Below are 22,107 nucleotides of genomic sequence, written 5' to 3' on the forward strand. Positions count from 1 at the left end.
ATGCAGCAGAGGCGCCTAACGGCGTCGACGATCAGGGATGGAATGATGGAGAGCTTCGTCTATCAGGCGGCGCCCATGCGGGTCGTCTTCGGCTCGGGACGGCTGGCAGATCTGGCCGCTGAGCTCGACCGACTCGGCGTTAAGCGCGCACTCGTTCTGACGACAGACCAGCAGAAATCTCACGGCGAGCAGATTGCCGCCCTGATCGGTGACAGAGCGGCGGGCGTCTATGCCGGTGCGGTGATGCATACGCCGGTTGATGTGACCGAACTTGCGATCCAGCAGGTCAAGGCTCTGCAGGCCGACGGCATCGTCGCGGTGGGCGGTGGTTCGACCATCGGGCTAGGCAAGGCGATCGCGCTACGGACCGACCTGCCGCAAATCGTCGTACCGACCAGCTATGCCGGGTCCGAAATGACGCCGATCCTGGGTGAGACCCGCGAGGGACTGAAGACCACGCAATCGAGCCCGAAGATACTCCCCGAAACGGTCATCTACGACGTCGACCTGACGCGCACATTGCCGCCTGCATTTGCCGTGACATCGGGCGTCAATGCAATCGCTCACGCTGTCGAAGCGCTCTATGCGCGCGATGCCAATCCGGTCGTGTCGTTGATGGCGGAAGAGGGCATTCGCCTGTTCGCCGGCGCGCTGCCGAAGCTTGCGGCTGGCGAGGACAACGCGGCGGCACGCGATGATGCCCTGCGCGCTGCCTGGTTGTGCGGCGCCTGTCTCGGCGCCGTCGGCATGGGTCTGCATCACAAGCTCTGCCATACGCTGGGCGGCACGTTCAATTTGCCACATGCCGACACCCACACGGTGATCCTGCCGCATGCGATGGCCTATAATGCTCCCGCCGTGCCAGTTGCGGCGGCTCGCGTCGCGCGCGCGCTTGGCGCCGGACAGGCCGCGCAGGGACTGTTCGATCTTACGCAGGGACTTGGCGCCAAAGTCGCGCTGCGCGATCTGGGAATGCCGAAGGACGGCATCGAACGCGCCGCCGACCTTGCCGTCAGCAATGCCTACTGGAACCCGCGGCCGCTGGAACGCGATGCCATCCGCGATCTGATCGCGCGGGCCTGGGCGGGCGAACCTCCGGTCGTAGCGGAGGCGTTGCGATGACGGCCACGCGCACGCTCATCAAGTCCGCCACGATCCTGACGATGGATGACACGATCGGCGATCTCGCGCAAGCCGACCTGCTGGTTGATGGCGATCGCATCGTCGACATCTGGCCGGGCCTCGATGCCGGTGATGCGGAGATCGTCGATGGTCGTGGTCGCATCGTCATTCCGGGCCTTGTCAACGCGCATATGCATACGTGGCAGACCGCCTTGCGCGGCTTCTCCGCGAACTGGACGCTTCCCGAATATTTCCGCCGGATGCATGCGGGACTGGCCACGGTCTTTCGTCCCGAGGATATCCATATCGGCACGCTGATGGGCGCGCTGAACCAGATCAATTGCGGCACCACCACGCTGGTTGACTGGTGTCACAACAACCCAACGCCTGCGCACAGTGATAGCGCCGTCGCGGCGCTGAAAGAGAGCGGCATCCGTGCCGCCTTCTTTCACGGCTCGCCGAAGCCGGAGGCGGCGCCGGGGCAGCCGCACTTCTCCGAGGTTCCGCATCCGCGCCATGAGGTCGAGCGCTTCCTGGCAGGGGCACTGTCTAGCCGCAGTGATCGCGTCACGCTCGGGCTCGCGATTCTCGGCCCGCATTATTCGACCATGGATGTTGCCATCCATGATTTCGAATTGGCGCGTGAGTTCGATCTGATTGCCTCGATGCATCAGGGCGGAGGCCCGGCCAAGACGCCGGGTGGCTGGGCGAAGCTGATTGCAGCCGGTCTGGTCGGTCCCGGCATCAACATCGTGCACGGCAACGATCTTCCCGACGATCTGCTGCATCAGCTTGTCGATCTCGGCGTGTCGTTCTCGGTCACGCCAGAAAATGAAATGAATCAGGGCCACGGCTACCCGATCACCGGGCGGCTGTTGAAGCTGGGATCGCGGCCATCGCTCGGGGTCGATCTGGAATCGGTGCTGCCCGGCGACATGTTCAACGTTGGCCGCATCGCACTTTCGATGCAGCGTGCGCTAGACAACGCCGAGAGCCGGCGGGCCACGGGCGCCATCCCGGCTGCCACGACGATCACGACGCGTGAGGCCTTGCGCTGGATCACCATCGAGGGCGCTCGCATGCTCGGGCGTGAAGACACCATCGGTTCGCTCACACCGGGCAAGAAGGCGGATCTGGTCGTCATCAATGCCACCGACCTCAACCTCTGGCCGGTCCATGATCCGGTTTCTACGGTCCTGATGCAGTCCAGCATCGCCAATGTCGAGGCGGTCATGATCGACGGCATCTGGCGCAAGCGAGGCGGACACCTGCTGGCGGAGAACCTCGACCACAAAAAGAATGAACTCGAGCGATCAGGCATGCGTATCGTCTCCGAGATCGAACGTCAGGAGAAAGCGGCATGACAACCCCGTCGAGAGATCAAGCACAGGCCGTCGCCTGGATCGGTGTTGGCAAGATGGGCTTGCCGATTGCCGGCCGCATGGTGGAGGCCGGTATCCGTGTCACCGGTTACGACCCAAGCCAGCAGCGCTTGGTGTTGGCACAGCAGCTTGGGCTTCAGACGGCTAACTCCGCGGCGGACGCCGCTGCAAACCACTCGATCATCTTCACATCGCTGCCCGACGATGCGGCGTTGCGTTCCGTGGTGCTCGGACCAGACGGCTTGCTGAACAAGCTGACACGTGGTGCGGTTCTGATCGAGACGAGCACTGTCAGCGCCGAAATATCAGCGGAGGTTGGTGTCGCGGCGGAGGCAACGGGTATTGCCTATCTGCGCGCTCCGGTGTCCGGCAATGCAGCGATCGCGCATACCGGCGCGCTGACCTGCTTCGTGTCGGGGCCGCGCGACGCGTTCGATGCGGTTCAGCCGGTGCTGGCGACGTTCACACGCGCGCAAACCTATCTCGGCGTGGCTGAAGAGGCGCGATTTGCCAAGCTCGCGGTCAACCTGATGATCGCGGTGTCCGCCGGAATGATGGCCGAAAGTCTCGCGCTGGCGCGCAAGGGCGGCATCTCCTGGCCGGATATCCTCAAGGTCCTGGATGATAGTGCGGTCGCCTCGCCGATGGTCAAGTACAAGACGCCGCCACTGGCCACGCGCAACTTCGAGTCTACTTTCTCGTGCCGGCAGATGGCCAAGGATCTCGACCTCATCATCGGGGCCGGCCATCACGTCGGCGTGCCGCTGCAACTCGCAGCGCAGGTGCGAGAAATCTACGGATCGCTTGTTGCGCAAGGAGATGGCGAATCCGATTTCATCGCCACCGTGCGCCATGTCGAGCGACTGTCGGGTCTCGGCGAGCCGAAGCTTGGGTGAGGGGAGGCCATGCGGAATTTCAACGAGAACACCATCACCGACGCCGTGCTGGATCGCATCACGGATGCTGGCCAGCCGCGGATCAGGCAGATCAGCGAGGCGCTGGTGCGCCATCTGCATGCCTTCGTCCGGGAGGTTCGGCCGACCCAGAGGGAATGGGAGCAGGGTATCGAATTCCTGACGCGCACCGGTCACATGTGCGACGATAAGCGCCAGGAGTTCATTCTGCTTTCGGATACGCTCGGGGTGTCGATGCTGGTCGATGCTATCAATCATGGTGCCGAGGATGGCGTGACGGACACGACCGTGCTCGGGCCGTTCTTCGTCCAGGCGGCCCCGGAGAAGAAGCTTGGCGAAGACATCTCCGGTGGCATGGAGGGCGATCCGATGATCGTGACGGGATCGGTCTCGACGCCAGACGGCAAGCCGATCGCAAATGCGACAATCGACGTCTGGCACTCCGACGACGACGGGTATTACGATGTTCAGCAGCTCGACAAGATCGGCGATCTGGCGATGCGTGCGCGGTTTCATGCCGATGCCGAGGGCCGTTTCCGGTTCTGGTCGATCAAGCCAGCGGCCTATCCGATCCCGCATGACGGGCCGGTCGGCGATATGCTCACGGCTCAGGGGCGTCATCCGTGGCGGCCCGCCCATGTTCACTTCATGATCTCGGCGCCTGGCTTCGAGCAACTGGTGACGCATGTGTTCGTCGCGGGCGACAAGTATCTCGACTCCGACGTCGTCTTCGGCGTCAAAGATACGCTCATTCGCGAATTCGCCCGCAAAGATGCCGGCGAAGCTCCCGACGGGCGCATGCAGGACACGCCTTACTATCATTTGAATTACGATTTCGGTTTGAAGCCAGACGCCAACAAGGCGCATGCTGTCTAGCTAACAATGCGCATCAAGGGCCGCAGAGCCTGAGCGCTGATATGGAAGGGGAGGATGCTATGGGAGCGCCAGTGAGCGCCGAGACGGCCGTGGTCCGTCTGAACGAGATCATTGGGGCGCGCGCGACGATCGCGCGCGGCGTGCTCGATGATCACGGCCGCAGCGAGGCCTATCACGCCAGTCGTCCACCGGACGTCGTGGTGTTTCCGGAGACCACGCAGGAAGTCGCTGAGATCGTGAAACTCTGCGGCGAACTCGGCATGCCGGTCGTTCCATTCGGCGCAGGCACCTCGCTCGAAGGCAATGCGGCATCGGTGGCTGGCGGCGTCTGTATCGATTTTGCGCGGATGAATCGCGTGCTCCGGGTGCATGACAAGGACCTCGATGTCGTCGTGCAGCCCGGCATCACCCGCAAGCAGCTCAACGCGCATCTGCGCGACACCGGATTGTTCTTTCCGATTGATCCCGGCGCCGATGCGTCGATCGGCGGCATGACCTCGACGCGCGCGTCCGGGACTATGGCTGTCCGCTACGGCACCATGAAGGACAACGTGCTGGCGCTCGAAGTCGTGCTGCCGGATGGACGGGTGATCCGCACCAGCCAGCGTGCGCGCAAGTCGTCTGCCGGTTACGATCTTACCCGGCTGTTCGTCGGCTCCGAGGGCACCCTCGGCGTCATCACCGAAATCACCCTGAAATTGCATCCATGGCCGCAGGCGATTTCGTCCGCGGTCTGCAGTTTCGGGCGGCTCGATCAGGCGATCGATGCCGCGATTGAAGTGATCCAGTCGGGCATTCCGGTCGCGCGGATGGAACTGCTGGATGAAGTCATGATGCGCGGCATCAATGGTTATTCCAAACTTGGCTATCGCGAGGCGCCGACGCTGTTCTTTGAATTCCACGGCACCGAGGCGAGCGTCGCGGAGCAGGCCGAACTGGCGGAGGCGATCGCCGCCGAACATGACGGCCAAGGCTTCCAATGGGCGCGTGCGGCGGAAGACCGGACGAAGCTGTGGCATGCCCGCGACAACACGCTCTATGCGGGTCTCAGCCTGAAGCCGGGCGCCAAGGCCATGATCACGGATGTCTGCGTGCCGATCTCGCGGCTGACGGAATGTCTAACCGAAACCCGCCGCGATATCGATGTCAACGGACTGATCGCGCCCGTGGTGGGCCATGTCGGCGACGGGAATTTCCATCTGCTGATCCTGATCGATCAGGACAATGCCGACGAGGTCGCGCGCGCCAAGGCGCTGCACGCGCGGTTGGTGGCGCGGGCGATCGCGATGGAGGGCACCTGCACCGGCGAACACGGCATCGGTACCGGCAAGATCGACTTCCTCCGGGACGAGCTCGGCGCCGCCGTCGATATCATGCGTGGCATCAAGGCGTCGATCGATCCGAAAGGCATGATGAACCCCGGCAAGATCTTCTTGCCCAATGCACCGGTGCTGGCATGACGCAGCTCGCTCAGTCCAAGGCTGCCGTGTCGATCGTTCAAGCAGCGCCGCCGCTGTTCGAACTGCGCGGCATCTCCAAGGAATTCCCGGGAGTGAAGGCACTCGACGATGTGTCGTTCTCGGTCTGGCCAGGCGAGGTGCACATGCTGCTCGGCGAGAACGGAGCAGGCAAATCGAGCCTGATGAAAGTGCTGTGCGGGGCCTATCGCGCCGATCACGGCTCGTTCCACTACAACGGCGAGACAGTCGAGATCGCGTCGCCAGCTGATGCGCAGAAGCTCGGCATCGCCGTCATCTTCCAGGAATTTTCGCTGGTCCCCTATCTCGACATCGCGCAGAACATCTTCCTTGGACGCGAGCCGGCAGGACGTGTTCCCGGCACGATCGATCGCAAGAAAATTCTGGCCGATGCCAGGCGCGTGCTGGATTCGATTGGATTCGACATCGATCCGGCGATCCGGATCGAGAAGCTGGGCGTCGCCCAGCAGCAGATGGTGGAGATTGCAAAGGCCATCAGCCAGAACGCGCGAATTCTCGTGATGGATGAGCCGACGGCGGCGCTGTCCGATCGCGAGACGGAATTGCTGTTCGCACTGATCGCGCGGCTCAAGGCGGACGGCGTCGCCATCATCTACATCTCGCACCGCATGGCAGAAGTATTCTCGCTCGGTGACCGCATCACGGTGCTGCGCGATGGGCGTCGTATCGATGAGGTGAAACCCGGTGCCGTGTCGTCGGACGATCTGGTCCGGATGATGGTCGGTCGCAGCGTCGATATGAGCTATCCACGGACCTTCGCCGAGTCCCTTGGCAAGGTCATGCTCGAGGTGAAGGGTCTCGCCTCTGCCTCGGGCATTGCGGGCATCGACCTGGTCGTGCGGCAAGGCGAGATCGTCGGGCTGTGCGGGCTGGTCGGCTCGGGGCGCACCGAAGTGGTGCGGGCCATTTTCGGAGCCGACAGGGCGACCGCGGGACAGATCCTGTTCGACGGCCGGGAGAAATCCGGCGGTCCGGACGAAGCAGCCAGACTGGGGCTCGCGCTGATTCCGGAAAGCCGCAAGGCCGAAGGCCTGGCTCTGATCCGCTCCGTCGGAGACAACCTGATCGTTTCCGCGCTACGCAAGATCTTTCCGCGTGGCTTCTTCGATCAGGGGAAATCCAGGCAGGTTGCCAATGATCTGATCCGGCAGTTGAGGATCGCGACCCCATCGGACAAGCAGGCCGTGGGTCTTCTGTCTGGCGGCAACCAGCAGAAAGTCGTCATCGGCAAATGGCTGGCCGCTGGCGCCAAGCTGTTCATCTTCGACGAACCGACACGCGGCATCGATGTCGGAGCGAAAGCCGAGATCTTCGCGCTCATCGACCGGCTGGTCGCGGATGGTGCCGCTGCGCTGATGATCTCGTCGGAGCAGGCGGAAATCTGCCACGTCTGTGACCGCGCCTATGTCATGTGCGACGGGCGGATCGCGGGTGAACTGGCTCGCCACGAACTGAGTGAGGAAAACATCGTGAAGTTGGGGATGCATCATGCGTGAACAAGCGATGGTATTGAACACCAATCCGCTTCAGCGGATTCCCGGCGTTGCCGTCATGCTGGTGCTGCTATGTGTCATCTTCAGCCTGATGACACCCGGCTTCCTGACGGTGCCGAATATTTCCAACGTGCTCGTCCAATCGACGATCCTGCTGATGTTGGCGCTGCCGATGACGCTGATCATCATGACCGAAGGTCTCGACCTGTCGATGGGCGCAGTGTTGACGCTGACCTCGCTGATCGTCGCCATCGTCGCTTTGGCCACTGGCTCGCTGCTGCTCGGCCTGCTTGCGGCTCTGGCCGTCGGAATCGTGTTCGGGACGATCAACGGCTGGCTGGTGGCCGTTGTCGGTATTCCGCCCTTTGTCGCAACGCTGGGAACGCTTGGCATGGCGCAGGGACTCTCGCTGATCGTCAGCGATGGCCAGAGCGTCGTCGGCATGCCGGCCGCCGTTCGGGGCGTCTATTCCGGAACGCTCGGCGGCGTTCCGCTTCCGATCGTGCTGGGGCTGGGAAGCTATCTTGCCTTCCACGGATTGCTCTACCACACGCGTTTCGGGACTTACATTTTCGCACTCGGCGGCAACCGTGAAGCGCTGAAATTCGCCGGCATCTCGGCCCGACGCTTGCTGATCCTCGTCTACGCGCTCGGCGGCGCCATGGTCGGCCTGGCCGGTCTCCTGATGACTGCGCGAATGAATTCGGGGCATCCGACTGCTGGCCTCGGTCTTGAGTTCGATGCCATTGCTGCGGTTGCCGTCGGCGGCACGTCGTTCGAACGCGGCAATGGCTGGCTGCTCGGCACCTTGCTCGGCGTGGTCACCGTAGGCGTGTTGCGAAACGGATTGAATCTGCTGGCGCTGCCGTCTTCGATTCAGGTGGCAAGCGTCGGCTTGCTGGTGATTGCAGCCTTGTTCGTCGATGGATTGCGGAGCCGATCATGACCGATATCTCAAAGCCGATCACGGGCGGCAGAATGTTGCTCTCCGACGAGATGATCCAGGTATTCTATCGCCTGCTCGCCGCGTTTCTGATCTGTGCGGCGCTGACCATCCTGACCAACTCGTTCTTCAGTCTCGGCAACATCCTCAACGTCCTGCGTCAGGCGAGTCTGCTGTTCTTCATTGCGTCGGGTCTGACTTTGGTGGTGCTGACAGGTGGCCTCGACCTTTCGATTGGTGCCAATGTCGCCATTTCCGCCTGTATTGCCGGAACGGTGATTCATCAGACGGGCTCGCCGACCTTGGGGGTACTGACAGGCATCGGCGTCGGTGGCGCGGTGGGGATGCTGAACGGCGTGATGGTGACGGCGCTTCGAATCCCATCCTTCATTGCGACCTACGGGATGCTGTGGGTGCTGCACGGCATCACTTACTGGTACATGGGGGGAGAGACCATGCACGGCTTCCCGGCTGGCTTTCGCCAGATCGGCAGTGGCTATTTTCTCGGTCTTCCGATCCCGGTCTATCTGTTGCTGGTCTTCCTCGCCATCGGAACCATTTTCGCGCAGCGCACCACGTGGGGACAGGAAATCTATGCCATCGGCGCCAACCCGGTCGCCGCGCGATTGTCGGGCATTCCCGTCGCTCGCCGACTCCTGCTGGTCTACACAGTGTCGGGCGCAATGGCCGGACTCGCCTCGATCATCTTTCTCGCGCGACTGAACTCTGCCGAAGCCGATATCGGAGAAAGCCTGACACTGCCGGCGATTGCCGCGGTTCTGATCGGGGGCACCTCGCTGTTCGGCGGTCTCGGAACGGTGTTCGGCACGTTCGTCGGCGCACTCATTTTGACCCTGGTCCTCAACGGCATGAACCTGTTGTCGGTCAACGCGAGTTGGCAGCCATTGGTGACCGGCGTCATCGTCATTCTGGCAGTATGGCTGGATATGAAAACACGGCGCCGTGCGGCGTAAGTGTTCGATCTTAAAAAACTAACGGAGGGAACGACTATGAAGAAGGCCTATGGCGCGCTTGCTGCACTGCTTCTGACGACATCACTCTCATCCCACGCGTTCGCTGACGGCGAGACGATCGCGGTGTTTACAAAAAACCAGACCAATCCGTACTTCCAGACAGTACGAGTTGGGTCCGACGCAGCCGCCAAGGCGATGAAGGCAAAGACGCTGCATTACATCCCGACAAAGCCGGACAGCATTCCGGAGCAGCTCAGCCAGATTGAGGACGTGGTGGTGAAGAAGCCGTCGGCGATCGTCTTCATCCCGGTCGACTACAAGGCGATGGTCCCCGGCGTCGAGAAGATCAATGACGCAAAGATCCCGGTTGTGAACGTGACGGATCGTTCCGCCGGCGGCAAGTTTGTCGCCTTTGTCGGTGCCGACGATTATAGTCTGGGTCTCGAGACCGGGCGCTATCTGCTGAAGACGCTTGGCGGCAAGGGCAATTTCGTGATCATTGAGGGCGTCAAAGGGTCCTTGACGAGCATCGACCGCGTCCGCGGCTTCAACGACGCCCTGAAGGAAAACCCGGGGGCCAAACTGCTTGCGTCGCAACCCGGCAACTATCAACGGCTGCAGGCGCTTCAGGTCATGGAGAATCTCATGCAGTCGAATACTCAGATCGACGGTGTGTTGGCTGCCAATGATGCGATGGCGATCGGTGCGATCGAGGCGCTCGATGGTGCCAATCGCAAAGCCCAGGTCATCGGCGTCAATGGTACCAAGGAGGCAATCGACGCGATCAAGTCCGGGAAGCTGCTGGCGAGCGGCGACTACAATGGTTTCATGCAGGGATGCCTCGGCATGATGATCGCCATTCGTTCGCTGCGCAACGAGCCGGTGATCACCGAGATCGTTCTCAAGCCCACGGTGATCGGCAAGGAGAACTATCAGCCCTACGACGTGCCGCTGGAATCGCGGACCTGCCCGAGCTGGGACGAGGCTGCTAAGCTCGGCACCAAGTAATATCTTCGACACTTCAGGCGGTCGTCGCAGGTCGGCGGCCGTCTTCTGTCTTTCAGGAGCTACGCATGCTGTTTGCCATCCATGCCGTCGATCATGCCGGGGCGCTCGACAAACGCTTGTCTCACTACGAGGCTCACAAGGCCTTTTTGTCCGACACCTCGGCCTATGACGTGACGATCGTCATGTCCGGTCCGCTGACAGCCGATGACGGCCAGACCATGATTGGCAGTCTGTTTCTCGTCGAGGCCGCCGACCGCGCGGCGGTCGAAAGATTTCATCACGCCGATCCGTTCTTTGCCGCCGGCATTTGGCAGACGGTCACGATTACCGGCTTCCTGCGCCGACAGGGATAACCGGAATGGAGGCCGGCGCCCTGCCTGTCGGTGAAGCAGTCCTTCGGCATTTGTACACCGACAACGACATCAGCCCGGGGTCTGATGGGACCCCGGGCTGGTTTTACGATGAGCTGAACCGTAACGATTAGCCGAACTGGTTCATCGTGTTGTGCGCGCCGCCCGCCTTCAGGGCTGCTTCACCGGCGAAGTATTCCTTGTGCTCGTCGCCGATGTCCGAACCAGCCATGTTCTGATGCTTCGCGCAGGCGATGCCTTGACGGATTTCCGCGCGCTGGACGTTCTTGACGTAGCCCAGCATGCCCTGTTCGCCAAAATACTCCTTGGCGAGGTTGTCGGTGGACAGCGCAGCCGTGTGATAGGTCGGCAGCGTGATCAGGTGATGGAAGATGCCGGCACGCTTGGCTGAATCAGCCTGGAATGTCCGGATGAGCTCGTCGGCTTCGACCGCCAGCGGCGTGCTGTCGTACTCCACCTTCATCAGTTCGGCGCGGTTGTACTTGCTGACATCCTTGCCGGCTTCCTTCATCGCGTCATAGACCTGCCAACGGAAGTTGAGCGTCCAGTTGAACGACGGCGAGTTGTTGTAGGCCAGCTTCGCATTCGGGATCACCTCACGAACGCGATCGACCATCTTGGCGATCTGCTCGATGTTCGGCTTCTCGGTTTCGATCCACAAAAGGTCGGCACCGTTCTGTAGCGAGGTGATGCAGTCGAGCACGCAGCGGTCCTGACCCGTGCCTTCGCGGAACTGGTACAGGTTGCTGGCCAGACGTTTCGGGCGCATCAGCTTGCCATTACGCGTAATGACGACGTCGCCGTTGCCGATCTTTGAGGCGTCGATTTCCTCGCAATCAAGGAAGCTGTTGTACTGGTCGCCGAGGTCGCCCGGCTTGTGGCTGACGGCGATCTGCTGGGTCAGGCCAGCGCCGAGCGAGTCGGTGCGGGTGACGATGACGCCGTCTTCGACGCCCATTTCGAGGAAGGCGTGCCGGCAGGCGCGGATCTTCGCGAGGAAGACTTCGTGCGGCACGGTAACCTTGCCGTCCTGATGGCCGCACTGCTTCTCGTCCGAGACCTGGTTCTCGATCTGCAGCGCACAGGCGCCGGCTTCGATCATCTTCTTGGCGAGCAGATAGGTTGCTTCCGCATTGCCGAAGCCGGCATCGATATCGGCGATGACGGGTACGACGTGGGTCTGGAAGTTGTCGATCTTGTTGATCAGTTCTTCTTCCTTTGCCTTGTCGCCAGCCTTGCGAGCGGCGTCGAGGCTGCGGAAGATGTCGTTGAGCTCGCGCGAGTCAGCCTGACGCAGGAAGGTGTAGAGCTCCTCGATCAGAGCCGGGACCGAAGTCTTCTCGTGCATCGACTGATCCGGCAGCGGGCCGAATTCCGAGCGCAGCGCCGCGATCATCCAGCCCGAGAGGTATAGGTAGGTGCGATCGGTGGTGCCGAAATGCTTCTTGACCGAGATCAGCTTCTGCTGCGCGATGAAGCCATGCCAGCAACCGAGCGACTGGGTATACTTGGTGGTGTCCGCATCATAGGCCGCCATGTCGGCACGCATCAGCGATGCCGTGTAGCGCGCGACGTCGAGACCGGTCTTGAAGCGGTTCTGCAGGCGCATGCGTGCGACGGCCTCGGCGGTCACGCCGTTCCAGGTGTCCTTGGTCTTGAGCAGCGCCGACGCCGCCTCGATTTCGCTCTGATAAGAGCCTGTGCCGAGGATGGTCTGGTTGCTGATCCCGCGTGGCTGGAAGTTCATTTTCTCGATCCCTTTGGCTGACGAAAACCTGTCCTTGGTTGTAATCGCGGGATCGCCAGCCGCTAGACGGAACGCAGATAACTTGTCATACTTTACAAATTGGACGTGTAAGGCTGTAAGATAGTTACAAGGTATTGGAGTGCGCGATGGCCGTCTCGGCAGGTCGTTCGGTGTTCATGGGGCCGCGAATCCGGCGGCTTCGGCGCGATCTGGGCCTGACCCAGGCCGATATGGCGGCCGATCTGGAAATTTCGGCCCCTTATGTCGCTTTGCTGGAGCGCAACCAGCGGCCGATGACGGCCGACATGCTGCTTCGGCTGGCGCGCACCTACACGATCGATCTCGCCGATCTTGCCGGCGATGGCGGTGCCGACAATACGGCGCGGATGCAGTCGATCCTGAAAGAGCCGATGTTCTCGGACATCGATATCCCTGCGCTTGAAATCAGCGATCTGGCGGTGAGCTATCCCGGCATGGCCGAGGCTTTTCTGCGCCTCTACACGGCCTATCGCGAGGAGCAACTCGCGCTGGCGGACCGACGCGCGCCGGCGCTCGCGGGCGGTGCATTGCAAGCGGGTAGCGAGGGCTACGATGCCAACGATCCCGTCGCCGAGGTCCGGCGTTTTCTCGCCGCACGCCGGAACAATTTCGCGGGCCTCGATGATGCCGCCGAGCGCCTCGCGCAGGCGACGTCAGGCCCGAGCGGTTTCATCGAGCGTCTCAAGACCCGACACAAGCTACAAGTGCGCTATCTGCCGCCGGACGTCATGCTCGGCTCTGTGCGACGACTGGATCTGCATCGGAAACAATTACTACTTGAGGACTCGCTCGACACCGCCAGTCTTAATTTCCAGCTGGCGCAGCAGCTCGTTTATCTCGAAATGGAAAACGAGATCGGTACGGCGCTCGAAGATGGCCAGTTCACCACCAAGAGTGCAGAGCTGCTGGCGCGCCGCGCACTTGCAGGTTACGCCGCTGCTGCGCTGATCATGCCCTATGCGGCTTTCGCGCGCGCCGCGGAAACGCGTCGTTACGATCTAGAAGCGCTGGCGCGTCAATTCGGTGCCAGCTTCGAACAGACCGCGCATCGTATCACGACGCTGCAGCGGCCGGGCGCCGAAAAGGTTCCGTTCTTTTTGATTCGCGTCGATCCCGCCGGCAATATTTCCAAACTGCTCGACGGCGCAGGCTTTCCGTTCGCGAAGCACGGCGGTGCGTGCCCGTTGTGGTCGGTGCACGACGTTTTCAAAACGCCGCGCCAGATCGTCACGCAGTGGCTGGAATTGCCGGATGGCCAGCGCTTCTTTTCGATTGCCCGCACCGTCACGGCTGGCGGTGGTGGTTACGGCGCACAACGCGTTGAGCGCGCCATCGCGATCGGTTGCGCAGCCGAACATGCCGGCCAGTTGATCTATACGCGCGACGCATCGGCGCCGCGTGCGGATGCTCCCACGCCGATCGGTGTCGCATGCCGTGTCTGTCATCGTCCAAGATGTGCTGCGCGCTCGGCGCTTCCGATCGGGCGCGAGTTGTTGCCCGATGATTTCAGGACGCTGAACGTTCCGTTTGGATTCTCGGCTGACTGATGCGGGCTCAGGCCTGCTCGGCCGCAGCTTCCTCGGCATTGGGATCGCCGGGTGCCGTAGCCCAGGCCAGTTCGACCAGCGTCACGATGCGCCGACCGGCGCCATCGAGCTGGCACACGATCAGGCCCTGCTCCTCGATATAGTTCAGCAGGCGCTGTGCGCGGCGCAGCGAATGCGAGCCGTAGGCGCGGGCGATCGCGGCATTGCTCGGGCAGGGCCAGCCTTCCTTGGCGGCGCGGGCGATCATCATGAAAACGCCCTGCATATCTTCCGGCAGGATCGAGGCGCGGACCGCGACATCCTGCCACCCGTCATCTTCTGTAATGTCGGAGCCGAGCCCGGCGCGGGCGCGCGTCAGCATGCGGCGGAAGTCGTCGAGGTCCGGCACGGCAGCGCCAAGCCCCTCGATGCGGCAGCGGACCACGAATTCCTGATAGAGCACGCCAACCACCCGGAAGCCTGCATCGGGCTCGGCCATCAAGGCCTGCAACACGCGGTCGACGCGCTCTCGCCGCGCGGCCAATTCCTCGGCGCTGATCGGCGTCTCCGCCACGTCCGGCCGAATTTCCAGCGCTGCGGACTTCGCCGCCATGAGCTGGCCAAGCAGATCCGGCGATGACGGTGCGCGGCGCTGCGGCCGGACCGGCTCCGGCGGGGGCGCTGCGAGAATCGTGGCGCGGACGTCGTCGAGTGTCGCTTCCGGCAGCGGCATCAGGCGTGGGGTCGCATTGCGCGGACTTGTTTCGGTGACACCGATGCGCAGGCCCAGCGGACGACGGGAGAGGGCGGGACCCAGCGCCATGAACTGGCCGCGCTCGAGGTCGCGGAAGGATTCGGCCTGCCGTCGCTCCATGCCGAGAAGATCGGCGGCGCGTGCCATATCGATATCGAGGAAGGTGCGGCCCATCAGGAAATTCGATGCTTCGGCCGCGACATTCTTGGCGAGCTTCGCCAGTCGCTGTGTCGCGATGACGCCGGCAAGGCCACGTTTGCGGCCGCGGCACATCAGGTTGGTCATGGCGCCGAGCGATAGTTTGCGCGCTTCGTCGGACACCTCGCCGGCAACGGCCGGGGCGAACAGCTGTGCCTCGTCCACCACCACGAGCATCGGATACCAATGGTCGCGAGGCGCGTCGAACAGCCCGCCCAGAAAGGCGGCGGCGCGGCGCATTTGATTCTCGGCATCCAGCCCTTCGAGATTGAGCACTGTGGAGACGCGGTGCATGCGCGCGCGCTCGCCGGCCACCTGCAACCCGCGTTCGGTATGCGCCTCGGCATCGATCACCAGATGACCGAATCGCTCCGCCAGCGAGACGAAATCGCCTTCAGGGTCGATGATGGTTTGTTGCACCCATGGGGCGCTCTGTTCGAGCAGCCGGCGCAGCAGATGCGATTTTCCGGAACCCGAATTGCCCTGTACGAGCAGACGCGTCGCCAGCAGTTCCTCAAGGTCCAGAGCCGCCGGGGCGCCTGACGTCGTATGCCCCATCTCGATCGCAACGGTCATGTCTCGACTCAGGTCTCCTTGTAGAGAGGGCTTACCAACCCGGCCACAGCGCGTCGAGCGGCGCACGGCTATCATCCCGTGTTCCGCGCAACTCTCACCAAGTAAATCGCGACAGCGAATCGGCGATGTTCTGCACACGGCGGTGCCCGGTTTTGCCAATGGCAATCTCAGGCGGTTTCCTTGCATGATCGCATTGTGTTCGACCCGCGGTGATAGAGCGTCAGCAAACAGAAAATCCCGCGTGACGTAACTGTGACGTCCGCAAGGCAGGGACATCGCTGGAATCTTCGGGCGCCGCAGTCACCAAACATTTGATTTGGAATTCTTCCAGTTTCAGGGGAGGGTCACTGCAACGGCGATATGCGCCACGACCCGGGGAAATGCGATGGCAAGCCTCACGATCAATGGACGAACCTACGAGATCGATGCAGAACCGGACACGCCGTTGCTATGGGCGATCCGCGAAAATGCCGGGCTGACAGGGACAAAATACGGATGTGGCGTCGCCCAATGCGGCGCCTGCACCGTTCATGTCGATGGCCAGCAGGTCCGTTCCTGCAGCATGGCGCTCAGTGAGGCGATCGGAAAGCAGATCACGACGATCGAGGGCCTTGCGTCCGAGGGGGCCGTGCACAAGGTGCAGCAGGCCTGGATCGATCATGATGTGCCGCAATGTGGTTACTGCCAGAGCGGCATGATCATGGCAGTTGCAGCGCTGCTGGAGACAGTGCCGCAGCCGACCGATGAGGATATCGACCTCGCCATCACCAATATCTGCCGTTGCGGCACGTTCCAGCAGGTCCGTGAAGCGATTCACGCCGCTGCAAGCGCTTGAGGAAGATGGTCATGGGTCATGCTCCGCAACTCAATCGCCGTTCGTTTGTCCTGGGAACTGCTGCTATCGGCAGTGGCCTCGCGCTCGGTATTCCCTTTGGCGGGCCGACCGCAGTCTATGCGGCCGATGGTACGCCTGAGGTCAATGCCTGGGTGGTGATCCGGCCTGATGAGACCGTTGTCGTGCGTATCGCGCGGTCCGAGATGGGGCAGGGAACGCTCACGGGTCTGGCGCAATTGGTCGCAGAAGAACTTGAATGCGACTGGTCCAAGGTGACGACGGAATATCCTACGCCCGGGCAAAGTGTCGCACGCAAGCGCGTCTGGGGGGACTTTTCCACCGGCGGCAGCCGCGGCGTTCGCACTTCGCATGATTACGTCCGCAAAGGCGGCGCGGCTGCGCGCCTGATGCTGATCCAGGCGGCAGCCGATGAGTGGGCCGCGCCCGTGTCGGAATGTGCCACCAGCAAGGGCGTCATCACCCATGTCCCGTCGGGGCGCACCATCACTTACGGCAAGGTCGCGGAAGCGGCTGCTAAGCTGCAGCCGCCGACCGACGTCAAGCTGAAGGATCCCAAGGACTGGACCATCGCCGGCAAACCGCTGAAGCGGCTCGATACGGTCGAGAAAACCAACGGCAAGATGGTCTACGGCGCCGATATCAAGCTGCCGGGAATGCTCAATGCCGCGATCAAGGATTGCCCGGTGTTCGGCGGCACGCTGAAGAGCTTCGACGACAGCAAGATCCTTGGCATGAAAGGCGTCAAGAAGGTCGTGCGCGTCGGCGAGAGTGCCGTGGCTGTGGTCGCCGATACGTGGTGGCACGCCAAGTCGGCGCTGGAGGCGATGCCGGTCGTCTGGGACGATGGCAAGAACGCCAGCGTGTCCAGCGAGTCCATCGGCAAGTGGCTGCAGGAAGGCCTGGACGCTGCGCAGCCCGCTTTTGTCGGCAACAAGGCTGGCGATGTCAAAGCAGCGTTGGCGGGTGCTGCGAAGACGGTGGAAGCGGTCTACGCCTATCCCTATCAGAACCACGCCACCATGGAGCCGATGAACGCGACGGTGCTCTATACGGCGGAGAAGTGCGAGGTCTGGACCGGGACGCAGAACGGCGAAGCCGTGTTTGCGGCCGCAGTCGAAGCGTCAGGCCTGCCGAGCGACAAATGCGAGGTCTACAAGATCATGCCGGGCGGCGGCTTCGGCCGGCGCGGCATGACCGATTACGTCCGTCAGGCGGTGGCCATCGCCAAGCAGATGCCCGGCACGCCGATCAAGCTGATGTGGTCGCGCGAAGAAGATATGCTGCACGGCCGCTATCATCCGATTACGCAGAGCAAGCTGGTCGGCGCCTTCGATGCCGATAACAATCTGATCGGTTTGCACATGCGGATCTCAGGCCAGTCGATCCTGGCCAGTGTGCGTCCCGAGGGTATGCAGAACGGGATGGATCCCGTCACTTTCCAGGGTCTGAATGCCAGCGGTGAGGCAGCGATCGGCTACACCATTCCGAATTTGCTGATCGACCATTCCATGCGCAATCCGCATGTGCCGCCGGGCTTCTGGCGCGGCGTCAACGTCAACCAGAATGCGATCTATCTCGAAAGCTTCATGGACGAACTCGCGCATTCGGTCGGTCAGGACCCGCTCGAATTCCGTCGCAAGCTGATGACCAAGCATCCGAAGCATCTCGCGGTGCTCAATGCCGTCGCAGAGAGGATCGGCTGGACGACGCCGGCGCCGCAAGGCGTGTTCCGCGGCATCTGCCAGCATATGGGCTTCGGCAGTTATGTGGCGGCTGCAACGGAAATTTCGGTGACGGGCGGCAACAAGATCAAGATCCATCGCATCGTTGCCGCCACGGATCCTGGCTATGCAGTGAACCCTTGGCAAATCGATCGCCAGATCGCCGGCTCGTTCGTCTACGGCCTCTCGGCGCTGTTCTATGGCGAATGCACCGTGAAGGGTGGCCGCATCGAGCAGGAGAACTTCGACACCTATCAGTCGATGACCATGAAGGAGATGCCGAAGGTCGAGTCGATCCTGATGCCATCGGGCGGCTTCTGGGGCGGCGTCGGTGAGCCGACGATCTGCGTTGCGGCGCCGGCCGTGCTGAATGCCTATTTTGCTGCGACCGGCAAGCGCATCCGTTCCGTGCCGCTGAAGAATCACGACATCATCTTTGCGTAACCGACGCGTCGCCATGCTTGCTGCCCATCACTGGATTTCGCTCATGAAGACGTTGCGTACCTCACTTGCGATCGGGCTGATCGTCGCCTCCGCGGCGCCGGTCCGGGCTGCATCGGCACCGCCACCTGGAGCGGCCTCGTGCTCCGGCTGCCATGCGGCGACATCGCAGGCCATCCCGAACATCTATGGGCGCGATGCCGATGCGATGCGCTCTACATTGCTGGCCTTTCGCAATGGGTCGATGCCGGCCACAGTGATGACGCGGATCGCCAAGGGCTTCTCCGAAGACGAAATCGGGTCGATTGCGGCCTGGCTGGCAACGCAGAAATAGCATGACCCACAAAAATCATACCTCACGACGGGAATTTCTTCGCGCTGCCGCTGCCGCGACGGCATCCCTTGCGCTGGCATCGCCAAGCCTCGCGCAATCGCCTGCGCGGGTCGTTGTAATCGGCGGCGGCTTCGGCGGCGCCAGTTGCGCCCGCGCGCTTCGGCAGCTCGATCCGTCGCTGGATGTCACGCTGGTGACGGCCGATCGCCAATATGTCGCGTGCCCGTTCAGCAACGAGGTCATTGCCGGTGACCGCGCCATCGAGGCCCAGCAATTCACCTACGAGAAAACCGCTGCCGCCGGCATCAAAGTCGTCGTGCAAATGGCGCAGACGATCGACCCGCAGGCGCGCACGATCGGTCTCGCCGATGGATCGACGTTGCGCTACGACCGGCTGGTTCTGTCGCCCGGAATCGATCTGCGCTTCGACGCGCTTGCGGGCTATGACAAGGCTGCAGCGTCGCGCATGCCGCATGCCTGGAAGGCCGGTGAGCAGACGCTGCTGCTGCGACGCCAGTTGGAAGCGATGGACGATGGCGGCGTGGTTGCCATCGTCGTTCCCGCCAACCCCTTTAGGTGTCCTCCGGGCCCCTATGAGCGCGCGAGCCTGATCGCGCATTACCTGAAGACCCGAAAGCCGCGGTCGAAGCTCATCATTCTCGACTCGAAAGACGCGTTCTCGAAGCAGCGGCTGTTTCAGGCCGCGTGGCAGGAGCTATATCCGGGATTGATCGAGTGGGTCGCGCTGTCGCAGGGCGGCAAGGTCACGTCGGTCGATCCGGCGACCAATACGCTGGTGACCGATTTCGCGACACATCACGTTCAGGTCGCCAATGTGATTCCGCCGCAACGCGCTGGACGCATCGCGGAGATTGCTGGCGTCACCGATAAATCCGGCTGGTGTCCGATTAATCCCGTCAGCCTCGAGTCCACACAAGTGCCGAACATCCATGTGATCGGCGATGCCTGCATTGCCGGCGCCATGCCCAAATCCGCATTCTCGGCGAATGCGCAGGCGAAGACCTGTGCCGGGGCGATCGTGGCGTTGCTGGCGGGGGCGACGCCGACGTCGCCGAAGCTGATCAACACTTGCTACAGTCTGGTCGCGCCCGACTACGGCATTTCCATCGCGGGCGTCTACCAGCCCCGCAATGGCCTGTTTGCGGATATCGAAGGCGCGGGCGGTACGAGTCCGCTGGATGCGCCGCGTGATGTCCGGGCCCGTGAAGCGATCTATGCACGGTCCTGGTTCGAGACGATCGGAGCAGAGGTCTTTGGTTAGTCGTCGCCGCGCATCGATGCTGTTATCGGCGGGCGTGGCGACGCTGCTGCTGACTGCTCCGGTCCGTGCGAGTGAACTTGTCCCTTATGCGGTGGTTGGCGATGCGATTCCGCTGCCCCTGGCGGGCGCGGTTGGCGACGCGTCGGCGGGCAGGGCGATCGTCGTCAACCGCACATATACGTGTCTGCTCTGTCACAGCGGTCCATTTACCGAACAGAGATTCCAGGGCGATCTTGCGCCAAGCCTTGCCGGCACCGGCAGCCGCTGGTCGGAAGGCCAGTTGCGGCTGCGGCTGGTGGATGCCTCCCGCCTCAATGCCGCGACCATCATGCCGTCCTATTATCGTGCAGATGGGTTACAGCGTGTCGGGGATGCATGGCTTGGCAAGCCGATCCTGTCGGCGCAACAAATCGAGGACGTCGTCGCTTACCTGACAACGCTGCAGAACCCATCATGACGAAAGCAATCCATGGCTGAGCTTGATCGATCGACACGCCGCCAGTTTCTGGCGACGGCCGGTGGCGCTGCGCTCGGCGCGGTGTCACTCGTGCATATCCGCCCGGCCCATGCGACGCCGGAGACCATGAAGGTAGCCATCCGCGATGTCGTCAAGGGTGCCACAGTGCGCCCCGGCAGAGTAAAGCTCGACGTCCCGCCGCTGGTCGAGAACGGCAACACCGTGCCGCTCACCGTCACGGTAACGAGCCCGATGACTGATGCCGATCACGTGGTCAGCATCCATATCTTCAACGAGAAGAACCCGCAGCCCAATGTCGGCAACTTCTATATCTCCCCGCGCGCAGGCCGTGCGCAGATAGCGACGCGCATCCGGCTTGCCGATACGCAGACGCTCACGGCCATCGCGAAAATCTCCGATGGTTCGTTCTGGTCGGCGACCGCCGATGTCGTGGTCACGCTCGCGGCGTGCATCGAGGAGGCAACCTGATGGCATCCGCGCTGATCAACGTTCCCGCCACGGCCAGGCGTGGCGATATCATCGAGATCAAGACGCTGATGTCCCACATTATGGAGACGGGCTTTCGCCATACCGTGACCGGCGAGGCCATCCCGCGCAACATCATCACCAATTTCACCTGCCGTTATAATGGCGATGAAGTGTTCCGGGCCGATCTGTTTCCCGCGTTCTCCGCCAATCCCTTCATCTCCTTCTTTACGGTCGCCACCGAGAGCGGAAAATTCGAATTCCAGTGGATCGGCGATAACGGCTTCCAAGAAACCGCGTCGGCCAGCATCACGGTCACATGAGGCGACTGCGCAATATCAGCCTGTCGTTGCTGGCAGTCATCGCCTTCACGTCGCTCATCGAGGCGGCGGAGATTGCGCCGGGCGAACGACGCTCCGGTGCCAGTTTCATGTCCGTCGAAACCCAGGCCATGCAGAACGACGCCACGGCCAATCCCGGCATGCTGGGGGTGCTGGATGGCGAGGCGCTATGGACCCGGAAGCCCGTCGCCGGCCGTGCTTGCGCGGATTGCCACGGTGATGCCAGCAGCATGCGCGGCGTCGCCGTGCGGTACCCGGCATTCGACGACAAGCTCAATCGCCCGGTCGATCTCGAACAGCGCGTCAATCTCTGCCGTGTCGATCATCAGCAGTTGCCGCCGCTCGCCGATGAAAGCCGCGATCTGCTGGCGCTGACCGCATTGATCGGCCGGCAGTCCCAGGGGATGCCGATCGAGACGGGTGCCGATTCACGTCTGCAGGCATTCATCGACAAAGGCCGCGATGCCTTCATGCGGCGTCAGGGGCAGTTGAATCTGGCATGCACGAACTGTCACGACGACAACTGGGACAAACGTCTCGCCGGCTCCGCGATCATGCAGGCCCATCCAACGGGCTATCCCGTCTATCGGCTGGAGTGGCAGGGGCTTGGCTCTCTCAAGCGCCGCCTGCGCAATTGCATGATCGGCGTGCGCGCTCAACCCTACAGCGCCGACGCGCCTGAGATGGTCGAGCTTGAACTCTACCTGATGTCGCGCGCGCGGGGCATGGCAAGCGAAACTCCCGCTGTCAGGCCATGACGTATCGAA

21 protein-coding genes are annotated in these 22,107 nt (G+C 62.4%); 19 read left to right on the top strand and 2 right to left on the bottom strand.

Translation table 11 applies throughout. From position 1 onward, the window contains the following. Positions 1-42: 42 nt before the first annotated feature. The 10 genes from AB8A23_RS12535 (at position 43) to AB8A23_RS12580 (ending at position 10,564) form a co-directional block, all read left to right on the top strand. Positions 43-1,122, top strand: a complete 1,080-nt coding sequence (locus tag AB8A23_RS12535; RefSeq protein ID WP_439059572.1) for a maleylacetate reductase — start codon at positions 43-45, stop codon at positions 1,120-1,122. Beyond that, positions 1,119-2,486 (top strand): amidohydrolase family protein, encoded by a 1,368-nt coding sequence (locus AB8A23_RS12540; RefSeq protein ID WP_439059571.1) that lies wholly within the window; start codon positions 1,119-1,121, stop codon positions 2,484-2,486. The genes AB8A23_RS12535 and AB8A23_RS12540 overlap by 4 nt, the downstream gene beginning before the upstream one ends. Beyond that, a complete protein-coding gene (locus AB8A23_RS12545) occupies positions 2,483-3,400 on the top strand; it encodes an NAD(P)-dependent oxidoreductase (RefSeq protein ID WP_439059570.1) in 918 nt (305 codons plus the stop codon). Before AB8A23_RS12540 ends, AB8A23_RS12545 begins: the two co-directional genes overlap by 4 nt. Positions 3,401-3,409: 9 nt before the next feature. Next, positions 3,410-4,294 carry an intradiol ring-cleavage dioxygenase gene (locus AB8A23_RS12550; RefSeq protein ID WP_439059569.1) on the top strand — a complete coding sequence of 295 codons (885 nt, stop codon included), beginning with the start codon at positions 3,410-3,412 and terminating at the stop codon, positions 4,292-4,294. A 59-nt stretch (positions 4,295-4,353) separates the two neighbouring features. Continuing rightward, complete coding sequence (locus tag AB8A23_RS12555; RefSeq protein ID WP_439059568.1) at positions 4,354-5,754, top strand: FAD-linked oxidase C-terminal domain-containing protein; 1,401 nt, start codon at positions 4,354-4,356, stop codon at positions 5,752-5,754. Further along, positions 5,751-7,289 carry a sugar ABC transporter ATP-binding protein gene (locus AB8A23_RS12560; protein ID WP_439059567.1) on the top strand — a complete coding sequence of 513 codons (1,539 nt, stop codon included), beginning with the start codon at positions 5,751-5,753 and terminating at the stop codon, positions 7,287-7,289. Before AB8A23_RS12555 ends, AB8A23_RS12560 begins: the two co-directional genes overlap by 4 nt. Beyond that, positions 7,282-8,232, top strand: a complete 951-nt coding sequence (locus AB8A23_RS12565; protein ID WP_439059566.1) for an ABC transporter permease — start codon at positions 7,282-7,284, stop codon at positions 8,230-8,232. The genes AB8A23_RS12560 and AB8A23_RS12565 overlap by 8 nt, the downstream gene beginning before the upstream one ends. Next, positions 8,229-9,203, top strand: coding sequence for an ABC transporter permease (locus AB8A23_RS12570; protein WP_089265507.1), 975 nt, complete (start codon positions 8,229-8,231; stop codon positions 9,201-9,203). The genes AB8A23_RS12565 and AB8A23_RS12570 overlap by 4 nt, the downstream gene beginning before the upstream one ends. A gap of 36 nt (positions 9,204-9,239) precedes the next feature. After that, positions 9,240-10,211: a sugar ABC transporter substrate-binding protein gene (locus AB8A23_RS12575; protein WP_120293316.1), complete on the top strand. Its 972-nt coding sequence runs from the start codon at positions 9,240-9,242 to the stop codon at positions 10,209-10,211. A gap of 65 nt (positions 10,212-10,276) precedes the next feature. Further along, entirely contained in the window at positions 10,277-10,564 is a 288-nt protein-coding gene (locus AB8A23_RS12580; protein WP_089265505.1) for a YciI family protein, read from the top strand. Positions 10,565-10,691: 127 nt separating this feature from the next. Here AB8A23_RS12580 and AB8A23_RS12585 read toward each other — a convergent pair whose 3' ends face one another. Next, complete coding sequence (locus AB8A23_RS12585; protein WP_439059565.1) at positions 10,692-12,329, bottom strand: isocitrate lyase; 1,638 nt, start codon at positions 12,327-12,329, stop codon at positions 10,692-10,694. 146 nt (positions 12,330-12,475) lie between these two features. Here AB8A23_RS12585 and AB8A23_RS12590 point away from each other — a divergent pair, with 146 nt between their 5' ends. Continuing rightward, positions 12,476-13,915, top strand: a complete 1,440-nt coding sequence (locus AB8A23_RS12590) for a helix-turn-helix domain-containing protein (RefSeq protein WP_439059564.1) — start codon at positions 12,476-12,478, stop codon at positions 13,913-13,915. Positions 13,916-13,922: 7 nt separating this feature from the next. Here the strand turns inward: AB8A23_RS12590 and AB8A23_RS12595 are convergent, their stop codons facing one another. Then, positions 13,923-15,422 (bottom strand): helicase HerA domain-containing protein, encoded by a 1,500-nt coding sequence (locus tag AB8A23_RS12595; RefSeq protein WP_439059563.1) that lies wholly within the window; start codon positions 15,420-15,422, stop codon positions 13,923-13,925. 385 nt (positions 15,423-15,807) lie between these two features. Between AB8A23_RS12595 and AB8A23_RS12600 the strand changes: the two genes are divergently transcribed. From AB8A23_RS12600 to soxA, 8 genes are read left to right on the top strand one after another with little or no spacing between them, the layout of a single operon-like run. After that, positions 15,808-16,257: a (2Fe-2S)-binding protein gene (locus AB8A23_RS12600; protein WP_093756882.1), complete on the top strand. Its 450-nt coding sequence runs from the start codon at positions 15,808-15,810 to the stop codon at positions 16,255-16,257. 11 nt (positions 16,258-16,268) lie between these two features. Next, positions 16,269-18,443 (top strand): molybdopterin cofactor-binding domain-containing protein, encoded by a 2,175-nt coding sequence (locus AB8A23_RS12605; RefSeq protein ID WP_439059562.1) that lies wholly within the window; start codon positions 16,269-16,271, stop codon positions 18,441-18,443. Between the two features lie 43 nt (positions 18,444-18,486). Beyond that, positions 18,487-18,774, top strand: a complete 288-nt coding sequence (locus AB8A23_RS12610; protein ID WP_439059561.1) for a c-type cytochrome — start codon at positions 18,487-18,489, stop codon at positions 18,772-18,774. A 1-nt stretch (position 18,775) separates the two neighbouring features. Next, positions 18,776-20,056, top strand: a complete 1,281-nt coding sequence (locus AB8A23_RS12615; RefSeq protein WP_439059560.1) for an FCSD flavin-binding domain-containing protein — start codon at positions 18,776-18,778, stop codon at positions 20,054-20,056. Positions 20,057-20,072: 16 nt separating this feature from the next. Next, the gene (soxX, locus tag AB8A23_RS12620; protein WP_439060529.1) at positions 20,073-20,513 is read left to right on the top strand and encodes a sulfur oxidation c-type cytochrome SoxX; all 441 of its coding nucleotides are present in this window, start codon (positions 20,073-20,075) and stop codon (positions 20,511-20,513) included. 12 nt (positions 20,514-20,525) lie between these two features. After that, positions 20,526-21,002, top strand: coding sequence for a SoxY-related AACIE arm protein (locus AB8A23_RS12625; protein WP_439059559.1), 477 nt, complete (start codon positions 20,526-20,528; stop codon positions 21,000-21,002). Beyond that, the gene (gene soxZ / locus AB8A23_RS12630) at positions 21,002-21,322 is read left to right on the top strand and encodes a thiosulfate oxidation carrier complex protein SoxZ (RefSeq protein WP_175366245.1); all 321 of its coding nucleotides are present in this window, start codon (positions 21,002-21,004) and stop codon (positions 21,320-21,322) included. Before AB8A23_RS12625 ends, soxZ begins: the two co-directional genes overlap by 1 nt. After that, positions 21,319-22,098: a sulfur oxidation c-type cytochrome SoxA gene (soxA, locus tag AB8A23_RS12635; protein WP_439059558.1), complete on the top strand. Its 780-nt coding sequence runs from the start codon at positions 21,319-21,321 to the stop codon at positions 22,096-22,098. The genes soxZ and soxA overlap by 4 nt, the downstream gene beginning before the upstream one ends. Positions 22,099-22,107 lie beyond the last annotated feature (9 nt).

The organism is Tardiphaga sp. 619_E2_N8_4 (assembly GCF_051810905.1).
Taxonomy (GTDB): domain Bacteria; phylum Pseudomonadota; class Alphaproteobacteria; order Rhizobiales; family Xanthobacteraceae; genus Tardiphaga; species Tardiphaga robiniae.